16 protein-coding genes and 1 pseudogene are annotated in these 17,096 nt (G+C 57.1%); 11 read left to right on the top strand and 6 right to left on the bottom strand.

Annotation, left to right across the window (positions count from 1 at the left end):
• Positions 1–17: 17 nt before the first annotated feature.
• From ACHZCX_RS10440 to ACHZCX_RS10425, 4 genes are all read right to left on the bottom strand, one after another.
• The gene (locus tag ACHZCX_RS10440; protein ID WP_319587178.1) at positions 18–788 is read right to left on the bottom strand and encodes an ABC transporter ATP-binding protein; all 771 of its coding nucleotides are present in this window, start codon (positions 786–788) and stop codon (positions 18–20) included.
• Positions 785–1,597 carry a cobalt ECF transporter T component CbiQ gene (gene cbiQ / locus ACHZCX_RS10435; RefSeq protein ID WP_319587177.1) on the bottom strand — a complete coding sequence of 271 codons (813 nt, stop codon included), beginning with the start codon at positions 1,595–1,597 and terminating at the stop codon, positions 785–787. The genes ACHZCX_RS10440 and cbiQ overlap by 4 nt, the downstream gene beginning before the upstream one ends.
• Positions 1,598–1,692: 95 nt before the next feature.
• Positions 1,693–2,730: an energy-coupling factor ABC transporter permease gene (locus ACHZCX_RS10430; RefSeq protein WP_319587176.1), complete on the bottom strand. Its 1,038-nt coding sequence runs from the start codon at positions 2,728–2,730 to the stop codon at positions 1,693–1,695.
• Positions 2,731–3,155: 425 nt separating this feature from the next.
• The gene (locus ACHZCX_RS10425; RefSeq protein WP_319587175.1) at positions 3,156–3,527 is read right to left on the bottom strand and encodes a diacylglycerol kinase; all 372 of its coding nucleotides are present in this window, start codon (positions 3,525–3,527) and stop codon (positions 3,156–3,158) included.
• Positions 3,528–3,790: 263 nt separating this feature from the next.
• On the opposite strand from ACHZCX_RS10425, the gene ACHZCX_RS10420 reads away from it, so the two are divergent.
• The 6 genes and pseudogenes from ACHZCX_RS10420 (at position 3,791) to ACHZCX_RS10395 (ending at position 9,772) form a co-directional block, all read left to right on the top strand.
• Positions 3,791–4,162 carry a helix-turn-helix transcriptional regulator gene (locus ACHZCX_RS10420; RefSeq protein ID WP_319587174.1) on the top strand — a complete coding sequence of 124 codons (372 nt, stop codon included), beginning with the start codon at positions 3,791–3,793 and terminating at the stop codon, positions 4,160–4,162.
• An 86-nt stretch (positions 4,163–4,248) separates the two neighbouring features.
• Positions 4,249–5,310: pseudogene (mnmA, locus tag ACHZCX_RS10415) on the top strand (tRNA 2-thiouridine(34) synthase MnmA); the annotation flags it as partial.
• Positions 5,307–6,641 carry a tRNA (N(6)-L-threonylcarbamoyladenosine(37)-C(2))-methylthiotransferase MtaB gene (gene mtaB / locus ACHZCX_RS10410; protein ID WP_319587173.1) on the top strand — a complete coding sequence of 445 codons (1,335 nt, stop codon included), beginning with the start codon at positions 5,307–5,309 and terminating at the stop codon, positions 6,639–6,641. The pseudogene mnmA and the gene mtaB, both read left to right, overlap by 4 nt.
• 30 nt (positions 6,642–6,671) lie before the next feature.
• Positions 6,672–7,907 carry a CinA family nicotinamide mononucleotide deamidase-related protein gene (locus ACHZCX_RS10405; protein ID WP_319587172.1) on the top strand — a complete coding sequence of 412 codons (1,236 nt, stop codon included), beginning with the start codon at positions 6,672–6,674 and terminating at the stop codon, positions 7,905–7,907.
• 24 nt (positions 7,908–7,931) lie between these two features.
• On the top strand, positions 7,932–8,966 hold the full coding sequence (recA, locus tag ACHZCX_RS10400) for a recombinase RecA (RefSeq protein ID WP_324292482.1): 1,035 nt from the start codon (positions 7,932–7,934) through the stop codon (positions 8,964–8,966).
• Between the two features lie 107 nt (positions 8,967–9,073).
• Complete coding sequence (locus ACHZCX_RS10395) at positions 9,074–9,772, top strand: type 1 glutamine amidotransferase (RefSeq protein ID WP_394708785.1); 699 nt, start codon at positions 9,074–9,076, stop codon at positions 9,770–9,772.
• A 19-nt stretch (positions 9,773–9,791) separates the two neighbouring features.
• Here ACHZCX_RS10395 and ACHZCX_RS10390 read toward each other — a convergent pair whose 3' ends face one another.
• Positions 9,792–10,748: a ketopantoate reductase family protein gene (locus ACHZCX_RS10390; protein ID WP_319587170.1), complete on the bottom strand. Its 957-nt coding sequence runs from the start codon at positions 10,746–10,748 to the stop codon at positions 9,792–9,794.
• A gap of 127 nt (positions 10,749–10,875) precedes the next feature.
• Between ACHZCX_RS10390 and ACHZCX_RS10385 the strand changes: the two genes are divergently transcribed.
• From ACHZCX_RS10385 to ACHZCX_RS10370, 4 genes are all read left to right on the top strand, one after another.
• Positions 10,876–11,388 carry a dihydrofolate reductase gene (locus tag ACHZCX_RS10385; RefSeq protein WP_319587169.1) on the top strand — a complete coding sequence of 171 codons (513 nt, stop codon included), beginning with the start codon at positions 10,876–10,878 and terminating at the stop codon, positions 11,386–11,388.
• Between the two features lie 66 nt (positions 11,389–11,454).
• Positions 11,455–12,219 carry an RsmE family RNA methyltransferase gene (locus ACHZCX_RS10380; RefSeq protein ID WP_319587168.1) on the top strand — a complete coding sequence of 255 codons (765 nt, stop codon included), beginning with the start codon at positions 11,455–11,457 and terminating at the stop codon, positions 12,217–12,219.
• A 61-nt stretch (positions 12,220–12,280) separates the two neighbouring features.
• Entirely contained in the window at positions 12,281–12,730 is a 450-nt protein-coding gene (dtd, locus tag ACHZCX_RS10375) for a D-aminoacyl-tRNA deacylase (RefSeq protein WP_319587167.1), read from the top strand.
• Between the two features lie 12 nt (positions 12,731–12,742).
• Positions 12,743–15,670: an insulinase family protein gene (locus ACHZCX_RS10370; protein ID WP_319587166.1), complete on the top strand. Its 2,928-nt coding sequence runs from the start codon at positions 12,743–12,745 to the stop codon at positions 15,668–15,670.
• 14 nt (positions 15,671–15,684) lie between these two features.
• Here ACHZCX_RS10370 and ACHZCX_RS10365 read toward each other — a convergent pair whose 3' ends face one another.
• Entirely contained in the window at positions 15,685–16,071 is a 387-nt protein-coding gene (locus tag ACHZCX_RS10365; protein ID WP_319587165.1) for a DUF1992 domain-containing protein, read from the bottom strand.
• Positions 16,072–16,178: 107 nt separating this feature from the next.
• On the opposite strand from ACHZCX_RS10365, the gene ACHZCX_RS10360 reads away from it, so the two are divergent.
• Positions 16,179–17,069, top strand: a complete 891-nt coding sequence (locus ACHZCX_RS10360; protein ID WP_319587164.1) for a hypothetical protein — start codon at positions 16,179–16,181, stop codon at positions 17,067–17,069.
• Positions 17,070–17,096 lie beyond the last annotated feature (27 nt).

Below are 17,096 nucleotides of genomic sequence, written 5' to 3'. Positions count from 1 at the left end.
CAGACTCTTGCACAATCTCAGGGGGCCATTGAGTCAGACTTTCGGCTGCAAAGGGGGCAGGCCTGCATACGCAGGGGTTTTTCCAGATGGCATTGTTCGAGCATCTGATCGTTTTGGAATATTTCGATGGTTGGCCCGTCGGCCATAATTTGGCCTTCGCGGAGAACGATGGTCCGGTTGCAGAGATCGAGCACCAGGTCGAGATCATGGGTGGCGATGATTTTGGTGTGCTGAAAACCGGTTAGGAGTTCGATCAGCGTTCTGCGCGCGCGGGGGTCAAGATTGGACGACGGTTCATCCATGACCAGGATATCGGGTGACATCGCCAGCACGGTGGCGATGGAGACCGCCCGTTTTTCGCCCCCGGACAGCTTGTAGGGCGGGCGTTCCCGGAGATGTGCAACCCCGACGCGCGCCAGGGCCTGCTGCACACGCAGCTCAACCTCATCTGGCGGCAAACCAAGGTTCAGGGGGCCAAAGGCGACGTCTTCATAGACGGTCGGCATGAACAGCTGATCATCAGGATCTTGGAAAACCATGCCGACGGTCCGGCGGATATCTCTGAGTGTTGCATTGGTGAGGGGGAAATCACCAATGCGAACCGTGCCCGATTGGGGGGTAAGGTAGCCGTTGAGATGGAGCAGCAGGGTCGATTTACCCGCTCCATTGGCACCAACCACCGCAACCGATTCGCCATGATGAATCCGAAAGGAGATGCCGCGAACAGCGGCGGTCCCGTCCGGATAGGTGTAGCTCAGATCCTGGACCTCGACGATGTGATGGCTCATTGGGCAAATCCTGTGAGTAACTGACCGAGCAGCAACGAGCAATCGTAGCGGCGCATGGTGATGAGGATGAGGCAGGAGAGGACGAACAGCAGAATGTCCCGGGTGGTGAGCCGAGGGGTGCTCCGGGTGCGGATCGTGCCGTCGAAACCACGACAGAGCATGGCCAGATGGATGCGCTGGCCACGATCCAGGGTGCGCAGCAGCAGCCCGCCAATCAGATGGCCAAAGGTCTTCATATCGGTGCCGCGTCCCTGAAAGGAACGGAGCGCCCTGGCCCGGTACATCCGTTGGCCTTCATCCATGAGCACAAAAATATAGCGATAGAGCAGCAGCAACTGGACGGCAAAGATCTTGGGCATGCCCATCTTTTCCATGGCCATGCAGACGCCATTGAAGCCGGTGGTGGCAATCAGGATCAGCATGGCGCCGACCGTCAGGCAGAAACGCAGCAGGATGGAAAGAAAGGACAGCCAGCCACCGGATATTGGAATAGGGCCAAGGTACAGGAGGGTCTGCTGGTCCAGAAAAGGATTGAACATGCCGAGCAGGAGGGCAAAGGGGGAAACCAGGACCAGCTTTTTGAGGATAAAGTGGGCAGGTATGCCGCCCAACCCCATGATCAGGCTCAGGAACAAGGCAAAAGGCAGCATCGCGGCAATAACGTACTTGTCGAAGGAGACGACACAGAGCACAAACACAGCCGCAGTCAGCACCTTGATCCGGGGATCAAGCCGGGCGATGATCGAATCCCTGGCGGCGAGTGTATCGAGATGGCTCAGATCACGGAAAGCGGATTCGATTTTGGCCATGCGTGAGACTCCTGCCCTGGGCATGCTCCATAAAAAAAGCAGCGATGGTACGCTACCACCGCTGCTGGGAGATCGCAGCTGTCAGCAACAATCGGCTATATGATCTGGCTGCGTTTCCTGAACAAAAAGCCAATCGTGATCGCCAGCATCAGCGTCAGGCCGCCGCCGACCAGACCTGAGACCGTTGTGCCTGTATCCACAGCTGGCCAAGAGGGCGGCGTTTTTTCCTGCGAAGCCGGTTCCTGCTCGTTGGTCTGGAACGCATAATCAGGCAAAAAAGCGGTTTTTTCCTGAATTCCAGCGAGAAAATGATGAATACCCTTATCTGGAGCTACCAGCTCTTCCTGGCCCGATGTCTTTGCCATCGCCCATTCCAGGCCATCAGGGAACGAGGAGGCGAACCAGGACAACACCCCTCCGGTGATCGCCGCTGCGAGCGCGAGGCCTGTCAGTACTTTGGTGATAGGTAGATTTCCCAACGGGCGCGAGGTAGCGGAATACTCAAGGATCTCCGGTCGAGCCTTCCAGACAAAGGAAATCACGGCCGTGGTGACCAAGCCTTCAACCAGTCCGATGGCGAGATGAATCGGTAGCATGGCCCAGAGAAAAGTATGAAGCGGTAACTCCGAGATCCCGGACAAGACGGTTTCGAACACCACCCCCAGGGCACCCAGTTGCAGCCCGACGATTCCGGCGAGGGTGGCGCCGATGGCAATGCGTACCGGGCTTTTCCTGTCTCCGGCGAGGGGTTTGTAGATCAAGGGATAGGCGATGAAACAGGGAAAAATGCCGAGATTGAAAATATTGCAGCCTAAGGCCAGTAAGCCGCCATCAGCAAAAAAAAGGGCTTGGACAGTGAGGACTGAAGCAATAGTCAGGAAGGCCGCAGAGGGGCCAAGCAGGATGGCCAGGATCATGCCGCCACCCAGGTGACCGGAAGAGCCCGTGGCCGGGATGGTAAAGTTGATCATCTGGGCGGCAAAGATGAAGGCGCCCAGAACACCCATGAGAGGAATCTTTCGGTCATCAAGATCCCGCTGGACTGTTTTGGCGCAGAAAGCAATGGCTCCGGCGGTAGCTACCCACAGCGTGCCGCCTACGGCGGGTGAAAGAAGGGCATCGGCCATATGCATGGTTGCTTCTCCTCTGGGAATGTCCGTCAATTTTTATTTGTCGTTCGACCAAAAGTGGAGACGGAAATGGTAACACAAAATATACTGTGGTAATATCGGTATGTGTTACAAAATCATTTCTCGTGTGTCAAATAGAAATTGCATGAAAATTTTCAGACAAGGCGCATGGATGATTTTATTGCCACACGGGAAGTTTGGGGCGATTCACCACCAGCATCCGGGATATGAGAAGAAGAGCACGGCCGCCAGTGCTCAGAGGGTGGCTGGCGAAATCAAGTGTATGATGGGTGCAAACAGGCAGATGATGTCTGGGTATAAAAGAAGGGTGGCGTTGTCCCGCCTCGGGTGAATCGTTTTTCAGGCAGGAAGCCTTGCCCCACGGGATTGTCCGGGGAAGACGGCTGATGATGGTGAAAGGATTTTTTTTAGGTGAAGAGCACCAGCAGCCAGATGACCACGGTGTTGATAATGGCCATGGAAACGGCAGCCGAACCCAGATCCTTGGCCAGTCCGGACAGTTCATGGCGGTCAAGACCGATGCGGTTGACCACCACCTCGACGGCGGTGTTGAGCAGTTCAACGATCAGCAACAGGATGAAGCTGCCGGCCAGCAGGGCGCGTTCGACGTTGGTGTCGCCAAGCCAGCAGGCCAAGGGGAGCAGCACCAGGCAGGCAAGCAGCTCCTGGCGGAAGGCCTCCTCGTTGCGATAGGCTGCGGAGAGGCCCAGGTACGAGCAGTGCATGGCCCGTTTCAATCGTGCAAGGCCGGTACCGTTCACTTTTTGCTGTTCGCTCATCTCTGTCACGCTCTTGTCCGATGTTTTACCTGGAGATATTTGCCTGTACGGAGGGAGAATCGGGGATCACGGGAAAGGGTGATCATCGTTCTCCTTTACCGGGAAAATACACTATTGCTGCCTTCTTTTCCAGGGACTTTTCCGAAGAAGCACCTCTCCAGCTTCCGCACTTTGCCGCCTGCGTACTGCCGGTAAAAGGGATTGCCGGTCTCCGCACCTTGTGGTATCTCTTAGGCACGAATTATTCTATCCGGGGCAGAATCATGAATCGTGAAATATTTTCTAACTTGCGGGCAAAATTAGGAAAAACCCAAAAGGCCCTTGCCGGACTGCTCGGAGTCTCCCTCAAAGCGGTGCAGAGTTATGAACAGGGATGGCGATCGATTCCCGTTCATGTCGAGCGCCAGCTCTATTTTCTGGCGGTGAGCAAGCGGAGCGATAACCCAACCAAGCGCAAGGATTGCTGGACCATCAAAAAATGCGAACAAAAAAAAGAATGCCCGGCCTGGGAGTTTCAGGCGGGCCATCTCTGCTGGTTTCTCAGCGGCACCCTCTGCCAGTGCACGGCGGACAAGAATTGGAAAGAGAAGATGACCGTCTGTCGCGACTGCGAGGTGCTGACTTCGCTGCTGTGATTTAATTTCCGGTTCGTGCTGCCGCCCATGTCTCTTTTTTTAACTCTGCTGTTTCCCGCCGTTTTCCGCTCTCTGCTGTCGATGGCCACCTTTCCATGGTCGCCCTGAAGGTTGGCGTCGCCATGAGCGGCGGCGTGGATTCGACCATGGCCGCCACTCTCTTGCAGGAACAGGGACACCAGGTCCACGGATTTTTTATGATGTTGCCGCTTGCCAATCTGGAGGCACAACAGCGGCGGGTGCAGGAGGTGGCCGATCGGTTATCTATCCCCCTGACGCAAATCGATCTCCGCGCCCGGTTTGCCGAGCAGGTCATCGGCTATTTCACCCAATCGTATCAAGCCGGCTTGACCCCTAATCCCTGTATCCACTGCAACTCCACCATTAAATTTGACCTGCTCGCCCAGGCAATGCGGCGTGCCGGGATGGATCGCATCGCCACCGGCCACTACGCCCGTCTTCACAGCCGCAGCGGCCTTTATTTTATTGCACGCGGCGTTGATCAGGTCAAAGACCAGTCCTATTTCCTTGCCCGGCTTTCCTCCGAACAGCTGCGCATAGTCCTTTTTCCCTTGGGTGACTGGACCAAGGCACAGATCTATGAGCGAGCCGCGGGCCTTGGGTTTCAATTTGGCGGTGAAGAAAGCCAGGATGTCTGTTTTCTCACGTCCGGTTTACCTGCGTTTCTTGCAGAACAGGGTATTGGCGATCAATCCGGTCCGGTGCTCACCCTTGACGGCAGACAGATCGGTGAACATCGGGGCGTGTGGCATTACACCATCGGGCAGCGCAGGGGACTCGGCCTGCCGGATGCCACCCCCTGGTATGTGGTGGGCCTGGACGGCCCGAGAAACCGGGTGATTGTCGGCAAGCAGCAAGATCTCCTGCACTCCGGCTGCACGCTGCTGTCGCTGGTTTGGACGCAAGAGCCGCCGCCTTTGCCCTGGCGGGGACAGGTGCAGTTGCGCTCCCGTCATTTTCCTGCTTGTGCCGACTTGAGCCGAACCAGCGCGGATACTTGGCGCCTTGTCTTCGATAGCCCGCAGCGTGCCATCACCCCAGGCCAGTTCGCGGTTTTTTACCAGGATGATCGGGTTGTGGGCAGTGCGGTGATCGGGGCAAGCAAAAGAGCGGAGGCGTGCACATGAAACGAATCGCCATTACCACCTTGGGCTGCAAGGTCAACCAGTTCGAGTCCGCCGCCTTTGCCAGTGGCTTCGAGGCCTTGGGCTGTGCAATGGTCCCGTTTCAGGCCGAGGCGGATGTGTATGTGATCAATACCTGCACGGTCACGGCCAAGGCCGGTCAGCAGTCGCGGCAATTGATTCGCCGCGTGCTGCATGAGCGTCCCGGTGCGCGGATCATCGTCACCGGCTGTTATGCCCAGATGGACCCGGAAACAGTGCTCAACCTTGCCGAGCACCCGGTGGCCATCGTCGGCAACGGCAACAAGCATCTGCTGGTGGCGGCGGCCTTGTCCGAACAGCCGCCTGACCTGGTCATGCTCATGGGCAAAATCCGCGAGAAAAAGGAAATCTGCGACCTGCCGGTCAAACGGTTCCGGGGCCGCACCCGGGCCTATCTCCGCATCCAGGACGGTTGCGACAATTTTTGTTCCTACTGCATCGTGCCCTACACCAGGGGGCGGAGCCGCAGTGTGCCTCTGGCCAGGGTGCTGCAGCAGACGGCACTCTTTGTCGAGCAGGGCTACCAAGAGCTGGTGATCACCGGCATCAATGTCGGCAAGTACGGCCTCGATCTGGACGAAGGGCAGACCATCTACAGCCTGCTTGACCGCCTCTGCAACGACTTTCCAGATCTCCGTCTGCGGCTCAGTTCGATTGAGCCGACCGAGGTCAACGATACCCTCCTGGAACTGATGACCTCGCACGCCAACTTCATGCCCCATCTGCACATTCCCCTGCAGAGCGGCGACGACGTGGTTCTGGCCCGAATGAATCGACGCTACACCCGCGCCGAATTTGGAGCAGTGATCCAGCGGGTGCGTTACGCCCTGCCCATGGCCGCCATCGGTTGCGACGTCCTCGGCGGTTTCCCTGGCGAGACCGAGGCAGAGGCGGCCAATACCTACGATCTCCTGGCCGGGCTGCCGGTCAGCTATCTCCATGTCTTTCCCTATTCCCGCCGGCCTGGTACCCTGGCCGCATCTTTTGGCCAGCACCTGCCTGGTCCGGTCAAAGAGGCGCGGGTGCAGCGACTGCGCACCCTGGATACGGAAAAACGGCAGGCCATGTATAGGGACAATATCGGCCGGATCCATCGGGTGCTGGTGGAGCGTCGGCAGGCGAAAAGCGGCCTCTTGCAGGGGTTTTCCGAGAACTATCTGCCGATCCAGTTTGCCGGCGGCTCGGGACTGATTCGCCGGGTCGTCCCGGTACGGCTCACCGCTGTTGAGGACGGACAGCCCATGGGCATCCTGGCCGAGGACCTGCTTGAGGAAAGTCGCCAAAACAGGTAAGGTGGGGCCTCAACCTGTGAGGACGAAGCAATGATTGGAGAAATAATCGCCATCGGCGATGAGCTGACCTCGGGCCGCATCACCAACACCACCAGCGGGTATGCGGCCCGAGCGTTGTTTTTGCTGGGCCATGGGATCCAGGCCATGCATACTATTGGTGATGCCCCGGACCTCATCGGCGAGACCCTCAAAGCGGCTATTAATCGGTGTGATTTTGTCCTCGTGACTGGTGGTTTGGGCGCCACCACCGATGACCTGACCAACGAAGCAGTCATCAAGGCCCTGGAGTTGAACACTGTTCTTCACCCCTGCGTCCAGGCCAATATCGAGTCCCGCATGGGGAAGGAAAACCGCAACGCCTCGGTTTCGCTCGCCAAACTGGCCCAACTGCCCGAGGGCGCCGAGGTGCTGGACGATGACTGCCGCATGGCCGGCTATCTGCTCCGTTATCAGGGTAAACCCATCTATTTTTTGCCCGGCGTGCCACCGCAGATGGAAATACTGCTGCACGATAAGGTGCTTCCCGGTTTGCAGACCTTTGATACCGCGCGGGCTGTTCCCGTTAGCCAGCGGGTCTACCGGACCTGCGGGCTGTTTGAGATCGAGATCAACAACCGTCTACATACCTTGGAACAAAACGGGGTGCAGATCGGCTACTACCCGGTCGGCGCAGAGGTGCACGTCAGCCTCACCGCCCACAACTTGGAGCTTGGTGTTGATGCTCCACGGTTCCAAGAGGCCGACGCCTTTATCCGCAAGGCCTTGGGGCACAATATCTACGGAATCAATCAGGATACCCTGGCATCGGTCACCGGGCAGCTGTTGAAGGCGCGGGAATTGATGCTGGGCGTGGCCGAGTCCTGCACCGGTGGACTTATTGCATCCGCCATCACCGAGGTGCCGGGCAGTTCCCGCTGGTTCAAAGGCGGGGTGGTTGTCTATTCCAACGAACTGAAAGAGCAGTTGCTCGGCATTGACTCCGCCCTGCTCGCACGTTACGGGGCGGTGAGTGCCGAAACAGCCCAGGCCATGGCCAGTCAGGCGGCCCAGCGGCTGGGTTGCGATATAACGGTCTCGGCCACCGGCATTGCCGGTCCCGAGGGCGGAACAGCAGAGAAGCCGGTGGGAACGGTTTATCTGGGGCTTTGGTATCAAAACACAGTGGTTGACCGGCTGTGCCGGTTCAACGGCTCCCGGCGGCAGATTCAGGAGAAAACCGCGCAAACAGCAGTGGATATGGTGCGCCGCGCTTTACTTGCAAGCTAATAGAGATCAGAGAAGGAGAATTCCATGAAAGCGTCCAATGAAGTGAGTGAAGGCCGCCTGAAAAGCGTCGACAATGCCATCACCCAGATCCACCGGCAGTTCGGCAAGGGCTCGATCATGCGCCTGGGAACCACCGAGCGTGAAAATATCCCGGTCATCCCCACCGGCATCATTTCGGTCGATTTGGCCCTGGGTGTCGGCGGCTTGCCCCGCGGCCGGGTGACTGAGATCTATGGCCCGGAATCTTCGGGTAAGACCACTTTGGCCCTGCATGTCATTGCCGAGGCCCAGCGGCGGGGCGGTAATGTGGCCTTTATCGACGCCGAGCATGCCCTGGATACCAACTATGCCGAGCGCTTGGGGGTGGATACGGATAATCTGCTCATCTCCCAGCCGGATTTCGGTGAGCAGGCCCTGGAGATAGCCGAGATCCTCATCCGCAGCGGCGGTATTGACGTGGTGGTCATTGACTCGGTGGCGGCGCTGGTGCCTCGGGCCGAGATCGACGGCAATGTCGGCGATCAGCACGTGGGCCTCCAGGCCCGCCTGATGTCGCATGCCATGCGGAAATTCACCGGTGTGCTCAGCCGTACCAATACCGTGCTCATCTTCATCAACCAGATCCGGATGAAGATCGGGGTCATGTTCGGGAGTCCCGAGACAACCACCGGCGGCAATGCCCTCAAATTCTATAGCTCGATCCGCATCGATATCCGCAAGATCAACCAGATCAAGGACGGCCAAGAGGCGATCGGGAATCAGACCAGGATCAAGGTCGTCAAAAACAAAGTGGCGCCCCCCTTCAAACATGCGGAGGTGGACATCATTTTTGGCGAGGGTATCTCCAGGACCGGCGATGTGCTCGATTTGGGTGTGACTCACGGGATTGTCGACAAGAGCGGTGCCTGGTACTCTTATCAGGAGGAACGCATCGGCCAAGGCCGGGAGAATGCGAAGAAGTTTCTCAAGGAGCATCCGGAAACCCTGGCCAACATCGAACACAAGCTGCGCTTGGCCTTGGGCATGCCGGTTGACATCGAGGAACCCGTTTCCCCGTAACTGTCTGCCAGTTTTCGTTGTTTTTCGGGGTCACCCGCGCCGGTATGCGGCAGCGGGCGGCCCCGAGTTGTTTGTTCTGTTGGTCGATTTCGTCACTATTGGAGGAGATGACGGTGCGCATACATGCCGTGCAGCATGTCCCTTTTGAGGGGCTGGGCCATATTGGTCAGTGGATAGCCAATCAGGGACACTCTTTAACCTTGACCCGCCTCTATGCGGGAGAGAAGCTGCCCCGGCCGGAGGCCTTCGACCGCTTGGTGATCATGGGCGGGCCGATGAATATCTACGAGGACGACCGCTATCCGTGGCTGGTTCAGGAAAGGGCATGGATTCGCGAGGCCATCAATGCGGGCAAATCAGCGGTCGGCATCTGCCTGGGGGCACAACTGTTGGCCGATGCCCTGGGTTCGCCGGTTGTTGCCGGTAGGGAAAAAGAAATCGGCTGGTGGCCGATCACCCTGACCGAGGAAGGCAAGACGTCCGGTTTCCTTGACGGCTTGCCGGAGCGGCCCACCGTTTTTCACTGGCACGGCGATACCTTCGCTCTCCCCAAGGGTGCGGTGCATCTGGCCGAGAGCGAGGGCTGCCGAAGTCAGGCTTTTTTGTATGACAACCGGATTCTCGGCCTCCAGTTTCATCTGGAATCGACTCCGGCAACGGTAGGGGAGATGCTCACGCACTGCGGCCATGAACTGGTGACGGGAAAGTATATTCAGAGCGAGAACCAAATAGCTGCCGTCGACCCTGTATTGTTTCGGGAGATCAACCGGCTGCTCGAAACCCTGCTGACCCGGTTGGGCGAGTAGGAAGCGGCAAGGGCCGCCATTAACTCCTTTGCAGGGCCCGCTGTTGCTTGAACCTGACCAGGGCTGCCAGAAGATCGCAACAGGGGGTGGCCACGCCGTATTTCCGCCCCTGGGCCGCCACATAACCGACCATGGCCTCGACCTCGGTCGGTTTGTTGTTTTCCAGGTCCTGGAGCATGGAGGGGCGATGGTGGTAGGTGGCAGGCACCAGCTGGCTGTAAAAGACCTTGCGGTAGCCGGCCGTATCCGGCCAAGGCGTGTTGCCGCCCATGGTGGCGATGACGGTGAAGGTCTCCTCGATCACCCGGTCCATGATCATCCGGGTCTCGTCGCTTTCGGCCAGGGCCCCGTAATGGACGCCAAGGACCGCGCCCAGCGGATTGAGGGCGCAGTTGTAGAGGAGCTTGGCAAAGAGCGACTGGTAAACATCGGCAACCGCAATGCTCGGCAAACCGGCATGGGTCAGCGCTTCCGCCAATCGTTTGGCTGCACCCGGAATGACGCCGCGCACGCAGCCGCCCACATGGACCGCGTCCGCCGAGACCGTGATTCGGACCCGGCCGGGGCGCTCGATCTCAAAGCCGGTAATCACCCTGGCTGCCAGGCTGCGCTCGCGGCCAAGACGTTCCTCCAGCTTCTCCAGGTTGCCGCAGCCGTTCTGCAGCGAGACCACTGGGCAATAGCACTGGGACAGGCCGACAATATCGGTGATGGCGCTGTCCGTGTCGTAAGTCTTGGTGGTGAGCAAAACCGCGTCATACTCGCTGCCGTTCCGCTTTTTCAGGCTGGTGAGCAGCCCGATCTGCGCGGGTGGGACGCGATACTCGCCGAAGAGACCGGTCACCTCCAGGCCGGAGGAGTGCAAGGCCTCGAGAAAACGCGGTCTGAGCACCAAATCAACCTGGTGGCCGTCCGCCGCCAGCATACAACCGATTGCCTGACCTAATGCCCCGGCCCCATAAATTAAAAATCGCACCTCAGCCTCCTTTGGAATCGCCCGCTCTCTTGCCGGAAAACCTAAAAAACCGTAGTCTGATGTCTCGGGGAGCGTGTAAGCTGCCGGCTTTTCAAATTGTTGCCTTCATCTGGACGCATGAGCGAATATGGAACTGATCATTATCGCCGCCATGGCCGCCAACCGGGTTATCGGCTACCATAATACCATCCCCTGGCAGATACCGGAAGACATGGCCCATTTTAAAGCAACCACCATGGGCCATCCCCTGATCATGGGCCGCAGGACCTATGAATCGATCGGCGCGCCCTTGCCGGGCCGCATAAATATCGTGGTCAGCGCCAATCCACGCTTCCGGGCGCACTCGGAGTGCATCGTGGTTGCCTCCCTGTTTGAGGCGATCCGTCTCTGTGCAGCCTCGGAAAAGGCTTTTGTCATCGGGGGTGAACAACTTTTTCGCGCGGCCTTGCCCCTGGCCCACACCATAATTCTAACGAAAATTGATCAGGAATACGAGGGCGACACCTTTTTTCCCGATTTTTCCGATCAGCCTTTTTGCCTGGTCGACAGCCGTAGGCTCGCGGCTTCGGTGCCGCTGACCATCAATACCTACCGGCGGGTTGAGCCCAGTGCAGGTTTCGGCTCGGGCCAGGATGACTGATCGATTTTTCATATCGATTCAGGGGAATGGTATGCATTTGCGCCTTTTGTATGCTACAGAATGATTATGCGACGATTTTTTCTCCCAGCCCAGAGCCGCACGGACACTCGGATTGCGATAACCGGGCCGGAGGCTCGCCACATCGCCTCGGTGCTCCGGCTCAGACCGGGGCAGACTGTCGAGTTTTTTGACGGACAGGGCGGCGTGTACGCCGCCCTTTTGCAGACAGCAGACAAAAACCTGGTGACCGCCACCGTCACCGAGACCTGGCGTGAAGATGCTGCCACCAAGGCGCCGCTGACCCTGGCCCAATGCCTGCTTAAAGGCAAGAAAATGGACCTGTTGGTGCAGAAGGCCACCGAGCTTGGGGTGGAAGCCTTCCTACCGGTGGTTTCGAAATACTGCGAAAATCATGGCGACCGCGACCATCAGGTTGAACGCTGGCAGCGGATCATGATTGAGGCTTGCAAGCAGAGCCATCGTACCACTCCCATGACCATCCTTCCGGCGGCATCTCTGATTCAGGTCGATTTTACCCCCTTTTCCCATCGTCTGGCTGCCTGGGAGGGCGAACAGCAGGCTGCTTTGTCGACAACCTTTGCCGACCATCCAGGGGCCATATGCCTGCTGCTGGGACCGGAAGGCGGCCTGCATGCCGAGGATCTCCAGGTTCTGCACCGCTGGAACTTCACCACCTTTTCCCTGGGACCGAGAATCCTGCGCGGTGAAACTGCGGCCTTGGCTGCCATGGCGATTGTCCAATATCACGCCGGCGCCTTGCAACCGGCTGCCGGGCACGCTCTCTCTTCTCTTGAGGCTGCGAGCGAGTGAAGAACCGCATGCTGTTTTTAGCTTTTGATCAATACATTCCTTTTTACCGACCCACGTATTCATGAGAGCCGTCGTTCAACGCGTCAGTCGTGCGCAGGTCGAGGTCGACCACCAAAGGACCGGTGCCATCGCTGCGGGGCTGCTCGTCCTGCTGGGCATCCACCGTACCGATACCGAAAAAGATCTCGCCTGGCTGGTGGACAAGATTGCGCATCTGCGCATTTTTGAAGATGAAGGTGGTTTGATGAATCGCTCGCTTACCGATATTTGCGGCGAGCTGCTGGTGGTTTCCCAGTTCACCCTGTACGGCGATTGTCGCAAAGGCCGCCGTCCCTCCTGGAACGAGGCAGCACCGCCCGAACAGGCCGAGCAGTTCTATGACCGGTTTATAGATCTCTGCAGGCAGCGTGGCATCCCCACCCAATCTGGGGTTTTTCAGGCCATGATGCAGGTCTCCTTGACAAATTCCGGCCCGGTCACCATTCTTTTGGACTCCCATAAAACTTTTTAACAACGGAACGTTATGACATCGTTTGCCATAGGCTCGACTTACCATGGATTTGTGCTTGAACAGAAGGAAGAGATTCCCGAAATTCATTCCACCGTCTTTCTCTTTACCCATACCGTGCTTGGTTGCCAGGCCCTGGCCATTAAAAACCAAGACCCCAACAAGACTTTCTGCGTCTCCTTTATGACCGTGCCCGATGATTCCACCGGCGTGGCCCACATCCTCGAGCATTCGGTGCTGATGGGCTCGAAAAAATACCCGGTCAAGGACGTGTTTGGCGAGATCAATAAGGGCGGTCTGATGACCTTCCTCAACGCCATGACTGGCGCGGATACCACCTGGTATCCCTTTGCCACCCGTAATCTCAAGGAATATTTCAACATCATGGACGTCTACTGCGACGTCGTTTTCAACCCCTTGCTGCTCAAATCGACCTTTGAGCAGGAAGGCTGGCATTACCACCTTGAGAACAGCGATGAACAGCTGCAGTATATGGGCGTGGTGCTCAACGAGATGAAGGGGGCCTATTCCGACCCGATCCGGGCCCTGTTTCATCATACCTACGGCGGTCTGATGCCGGAATCGACCTATGCCCACGAGTCAGGCGGCGACCCCCGGCACATTCCCGATCTGAGTTTCGAGCAGTTCGTTGACTTCCACCGCTCCCATTACCATCCCTCGAACAGCACCTTTTTCTTTTATGGCGATGCCCCCCTTGACCAAGAACTGGCCTTTGTTCAGGAAAATTTTCTGGCCAACTTTACGCAGCCGGTGACCAAGGCCCGGATTAAGGAAGGGTTGGACATCAAGGAACCGCTGTTTATCGACGATACCTACCCGGTGCAACCAGGTAGCTCAACCGAGGAGAAGACCTTCCTGGCCATCAGCTCGGCGGTGGGGACGGTCCATGATCGCAAGCTCAATGCCGCCTTTCAAATCATCGCCAACATTTTGTACAACTCCGATGGCTCGCCCCTGAAAAAAGCGATATTCAACGCCTCTTTATGTAAGGATTTCGGAGGATTGTTTCTGTCCAACTCCAGCTATAAAACCCTGATGATCACCTACCTGGTCGGCACCGACCCGGAGAAGCGGGACCATTTTCTTGCTCTCTATAAAGCCACTCTCACCCGGATGGTCGAGCAGCAGCTAGACCGGGAACTGATGCTCTCCGAGCTGAACAAGTACGAATTTACCGTGCGGGAAGAGATGAACAAGGCCCAACGCGGTCTGGACCTGATCAGTAAGGCGCTGCCCGCACTGAAACACCAGATGGCCCCCTTTGACGCCCTCAGGATTGATGAACTGTTGACTGAAATCCGCAAGGACGCCACGGAAAATGGTTATTTCGAGCAGCTGATCCGGACCTACTTGTTGGATAATCCTGCCACGGTCACGGTCACCCTGGCGCCTGATCCGAATAAAATGGCGCGAAATCTGTACGATGAACAGCAGCGCCTGGAGGAATATTCCCAATCGCTTGACGAGGACGGCCGTCTCAATCTGGTTGAGCACACCCAAGAGCTGATGGCCGAGCAGGCAACCCAGAACTCGGCCGAAGATCTGCGGCGTCTGCCTCAGCTCTCCCTGGATGATTTGGATGTCCAGCCGCTCTTTAATGCAGCCCTGCCCGCACAACTTGCCGGTGCGGAACTGCTGATCAATGAGTTCTCGACCAACGGCATTTGTTATCTCGATTTTGGACTGGACTGCTCCTCCTTGCCGGCAGAGCTCCTGCCCTATCTTGACCTCTTCGCCACCATCCTCACGGAAATCGGGACGGAGAAAAAGGATTACATGCAGTTCGCCAAGGCGATTAACATGTGTACCGGCGATTTTTCTCACTCTTTCCAGGTGTACGTGCGAGCCGACGACCGCAACACGGTCCGGCCGATCCTCTGGCTGCACATCAAGGCCCTCTCTTCGTACCTCGATCAGGCGATCGACCTTCTGACCGAGGTGCTGACCTCGGTTGATTTTTCCGATGAACATCATGTTGAAGAGATCATCCATCGGGAATATGCCTGGGCCGAACATTCGGTGCAGAGCGAGGGCTACACCCTGGCCTCAACCAGGGCCTTTTCGCATCTGAGCCGTGCTGGCCAATATAACGAGTATGTCCATGGCGTTCATGCCTACCTCCACCTGAAACACCTGGCTGGCAACTATACGGAGAAGGAAGCCAAACTCCACGCTGCTCTGCGGCAGATCCGCGATCTGCTCTTCCGCCGCCAGGGACTGATTGTTTCGATCACTGCCGAGGATAAAGATATCCGCCGGTTCCAAAATCTTGGTCTTTCTGTTGTTCAGGCCCTCTCCGGCGAGCTCCAGGAACCGGCTTCAATGCACTTTGCCCAGACTCCGGCCACCCAGGCCTTCACCACCTCGGCCGAGATGGTCTACAATATCCAGGCCTGCACCCTGTTTCCGGACACGGCGCAGTATAACGGTTCGTTCGAGGTCCTGAGAACTTGGTTGTCGCGGGATTATCTTTGGAATACGGTGCGGCAGATGGGCGGGGCGTACGGTTGTTTCATCCAATTCAACCATCTCACCGGCAACTTCGGCATGGTCAGCTACCGTGATCCCCAGGTGAGAAAGACCTATGAGGCCTATGAGGCCCTGCCGGCGGTCATCAACGGATTGCATGAACTGTCGGCGGAATCGTTGCAGCAGCTGGTTATTGGTGCTTATGGCACCGCCAATCCCCACCAGGGACCAGCCACCAAGGGCGCCTCGGCCCGCAATGACTATTTGTCGGGTATTACCCCCGCCTATCGCCAGCGGCGGATTGAGGAGATTGTCCGGACTACCGCCAAGGACCTGCGCGGTTTTGCCCCTCTCTTCCAGCAACTGCAAGCCAGCCGTTATCGGGCGACCATCGGCAGCAGGGAGAAGATCGAACAGGACCAGGCGCTGTTCAGCGACATAATGGAGTTGTGACCACTGTCAGGCTGTCAACCCGACTTGGGGGTTGACAGCCTGTCCACCACCCTGTCGTAATAGGGCCCATCCTCGCCAAGTTCCATAACCCTGCCCATGCGGCACTCCAGTTTGGTTTTCAGGCAACTGATCTTTTTTAACTGCCTGACTTTCTCCTTTTCATCCGTGCAGGTTTCGAGCAACTGCTCAAGGCGGTTTATCTCTTTTCGAACCGCTACCTCCTCCGGCAAATATCCGGCATTCTTCAACAACCGATAGGCCATGCGCAGGTCTTCAGGGACATTGGCCATATCGTCCGGCGGGAGGGGTTTGTCTTTCCAATGACTGAGATCGGGCAGCGTGCCCTCGGCCATGGCCTGTTGGATTTTTCGTTCGGCGATTGTCTGTATTATCGAAAGCATGGCCTTCTTTCTCTCTTTTTCTTGTGCCCCAGATTTGAGTCGTTACAATAAGGGGTGATAACGTGTTGCAGCTCAGCTGCCCCTATGAACTGACCAAGGAGATGTCTATGAGAAAACAATGTTTGCTGGTTGTATCCATGATCTTGCTGTTTTTTTGCTCCCTCGCCTGGGGAGAGGATCTTCCCTGGGAAATGAAGCTCCCTTTCAAGGAGGCGACCATCCACTACGAGCTGACCGGCAGCGAACAGGGGAAGGAAACACTTTACATCAAGGAGTATGGCAAACTGCGGGCCAAGTACCGTCAAGCCACGGCCACCATGATGGGCATGACCAAAAAGACGGAAACTGTAGAGATTATTGATTCGGATTGGATGTATACCTATGATCTTGTTGAGAAAAAAGGAGAAAAAACCACCAATCCTCGCAAGATCTACCTAACCGAATATAACAAATTCAATGCCGAGGAGAAAAAGAATTTCGAGAAAAATGCGAAGGAACTCGGGACCAGCATGATGGGCCAATTCGGCGGATCTGTCCAGCAGAAGGCCGGTAAGATTCTCGGTTATGACTGTGACATCACCACTGTGGGGGGCATGTCGACAGTCCATCTGCTCCATGGAACTGATATTCCCCTGCGGTCGGAAATTGCCATCATGGGGATGAACAGCACCAATGCAGCCACCAAAATTGATACCAGTGCCGCCATTCCTGGCAGCGCTTTTGCTCCGCCGCAAGGGATCGACGCCACCCTGAATCAAGAAGCGGAAAATATGATGGCCGGGATGATTCAACAGACCATGGACACCCTGAAAAAACCCGATGGAGCCAAACAGATGCAAGCGGCAGGCCCCATGGGGATGATGGGAGCGGGTGGCATGGACAAAGGCATGCAGCAGGGGATGAAAGACGAAGGAATGAGCCCGGAAGAGCAGCAAGAAATGATGCGGCAGATGAACGAGGCCATGCAGCAGATGCAGAAGAAGCAGCCCAGGAAATGAGCAGATCGCCCCCGGAGCGCAGGTCCC

The organism is uncultured Desulfobulbus sp., assembly GCF_963662935.2.
Classification (GTDB): Bacteria; Desulfobacterota; Desulfobulbia; order Desulfobulbales; family Desulfobulbaceae; genus Desulfobulbus.
The sequence above is the reverse complement of the archived record's forward strand: the minus strand, read 5'-3'. Positions and strand labels throughout refer to the sequence as shown.

Coding starts and splice junctions, on each gene's coding strand:
- recA (WP_324292482.1), top strand. CDS start 7,932: ATGAAAGCGTCCAATGAAGTGAGTGAAGGCCGCCTGAAAAGCGTCGAC.
- ACHZCX_RS10440 (WP_319587178.1), bottom strand. CDS start 788: ATGAGCCATCACATCGTCGAGGTCCAGGATCTGAGCTACACCTATCCG.
- mtaB (WP_319587173.1), top strand. CDS start 5,307: ATGAAACGAATCGCCATTACCACCTTGGGCTGCAAGGTCAACCAGTTC.
- ACHZCX_RS10405 (WP_319587172.1), top strand. CDS start 6,672: ATGATTGGAGAAATAATCGCCATCGGCGATGAGCTGACCTCGGGCCGC.
- ACHZCX_RS10380 (WP_319587168.1), top strand. CDS start 11,455: ATGCGACGATTTTTTCTCCCAGCCCAGAGCCGCACGGACACTCGGATT.
- ACHZCX_RS10420 (WP_319587174.1), top strand. CDS start 3,791: ATGAATCGTGAAATATTTTCTAACTTGCGGGCAAAATTAGGAAAAACC.
- ACHZCX_RS10425 (WP_319587175.1), bottom strand. CDS start 3,527: ATGAGCGAACAGCAAAAAGTGAACGGTACCGGCCTTGCACGATTGAAA.
- ACHZCX_RS10370 (WP_319587166.1), top strand. CDS start 12,743: ATGACATCGTTTGCCATAGGCTCGACTTACCATGGATTTGTGCTTGAA.
- ACHZCX_RS10360 (WP_319587164.1), top strand. CDS start 16,179: ATGAGAAAACAATGTTTGCTGGTTGTATCCATGATCTTGCTGTTTTTT.
- dtd (WP_319587167.1), top strand. CDS start 12,281: ATGAGAGCCGTCGTTCAACGCGTCAGTCGTGCGCAGGTCGAGGTCGAC.
- ACHZCX_RS10365 (WP_319587165.1), bottom strand. CDS start 16,071: ATGCTTTCGATAATACAGACAATCGCCGAACGAAAAATCCAACAGGCC.
- ACHZCX_RS10395 (WP_394708785.1), top strand. CDS start 9,074: ATGACGGTGCGCATACATGCCGTGCAGCATGTCCCTTTTGAGGGGCTG.
- ACHZCX_RS10430 (WP_319587176.1), bottom strand. CDS start 2,730: ATGCATATGGCCGATGCCCTTCTTTCACCCGCCGTAGGCGGCACGCTG.
- cbiQ (WP_319587177.1), bottom strand. CDS start 1,597: ATGGCCAAAATCGAATCCGCTTTCCGTGATCTGAGCCATCTCGATACA.
- ACHZCX_RS10385 (WP_319587169.1), top strand. CDS start 10,876: ATGGAACTGATCATTATCGCCGCCATGGCCGCCAACCGGGTTATCGGC.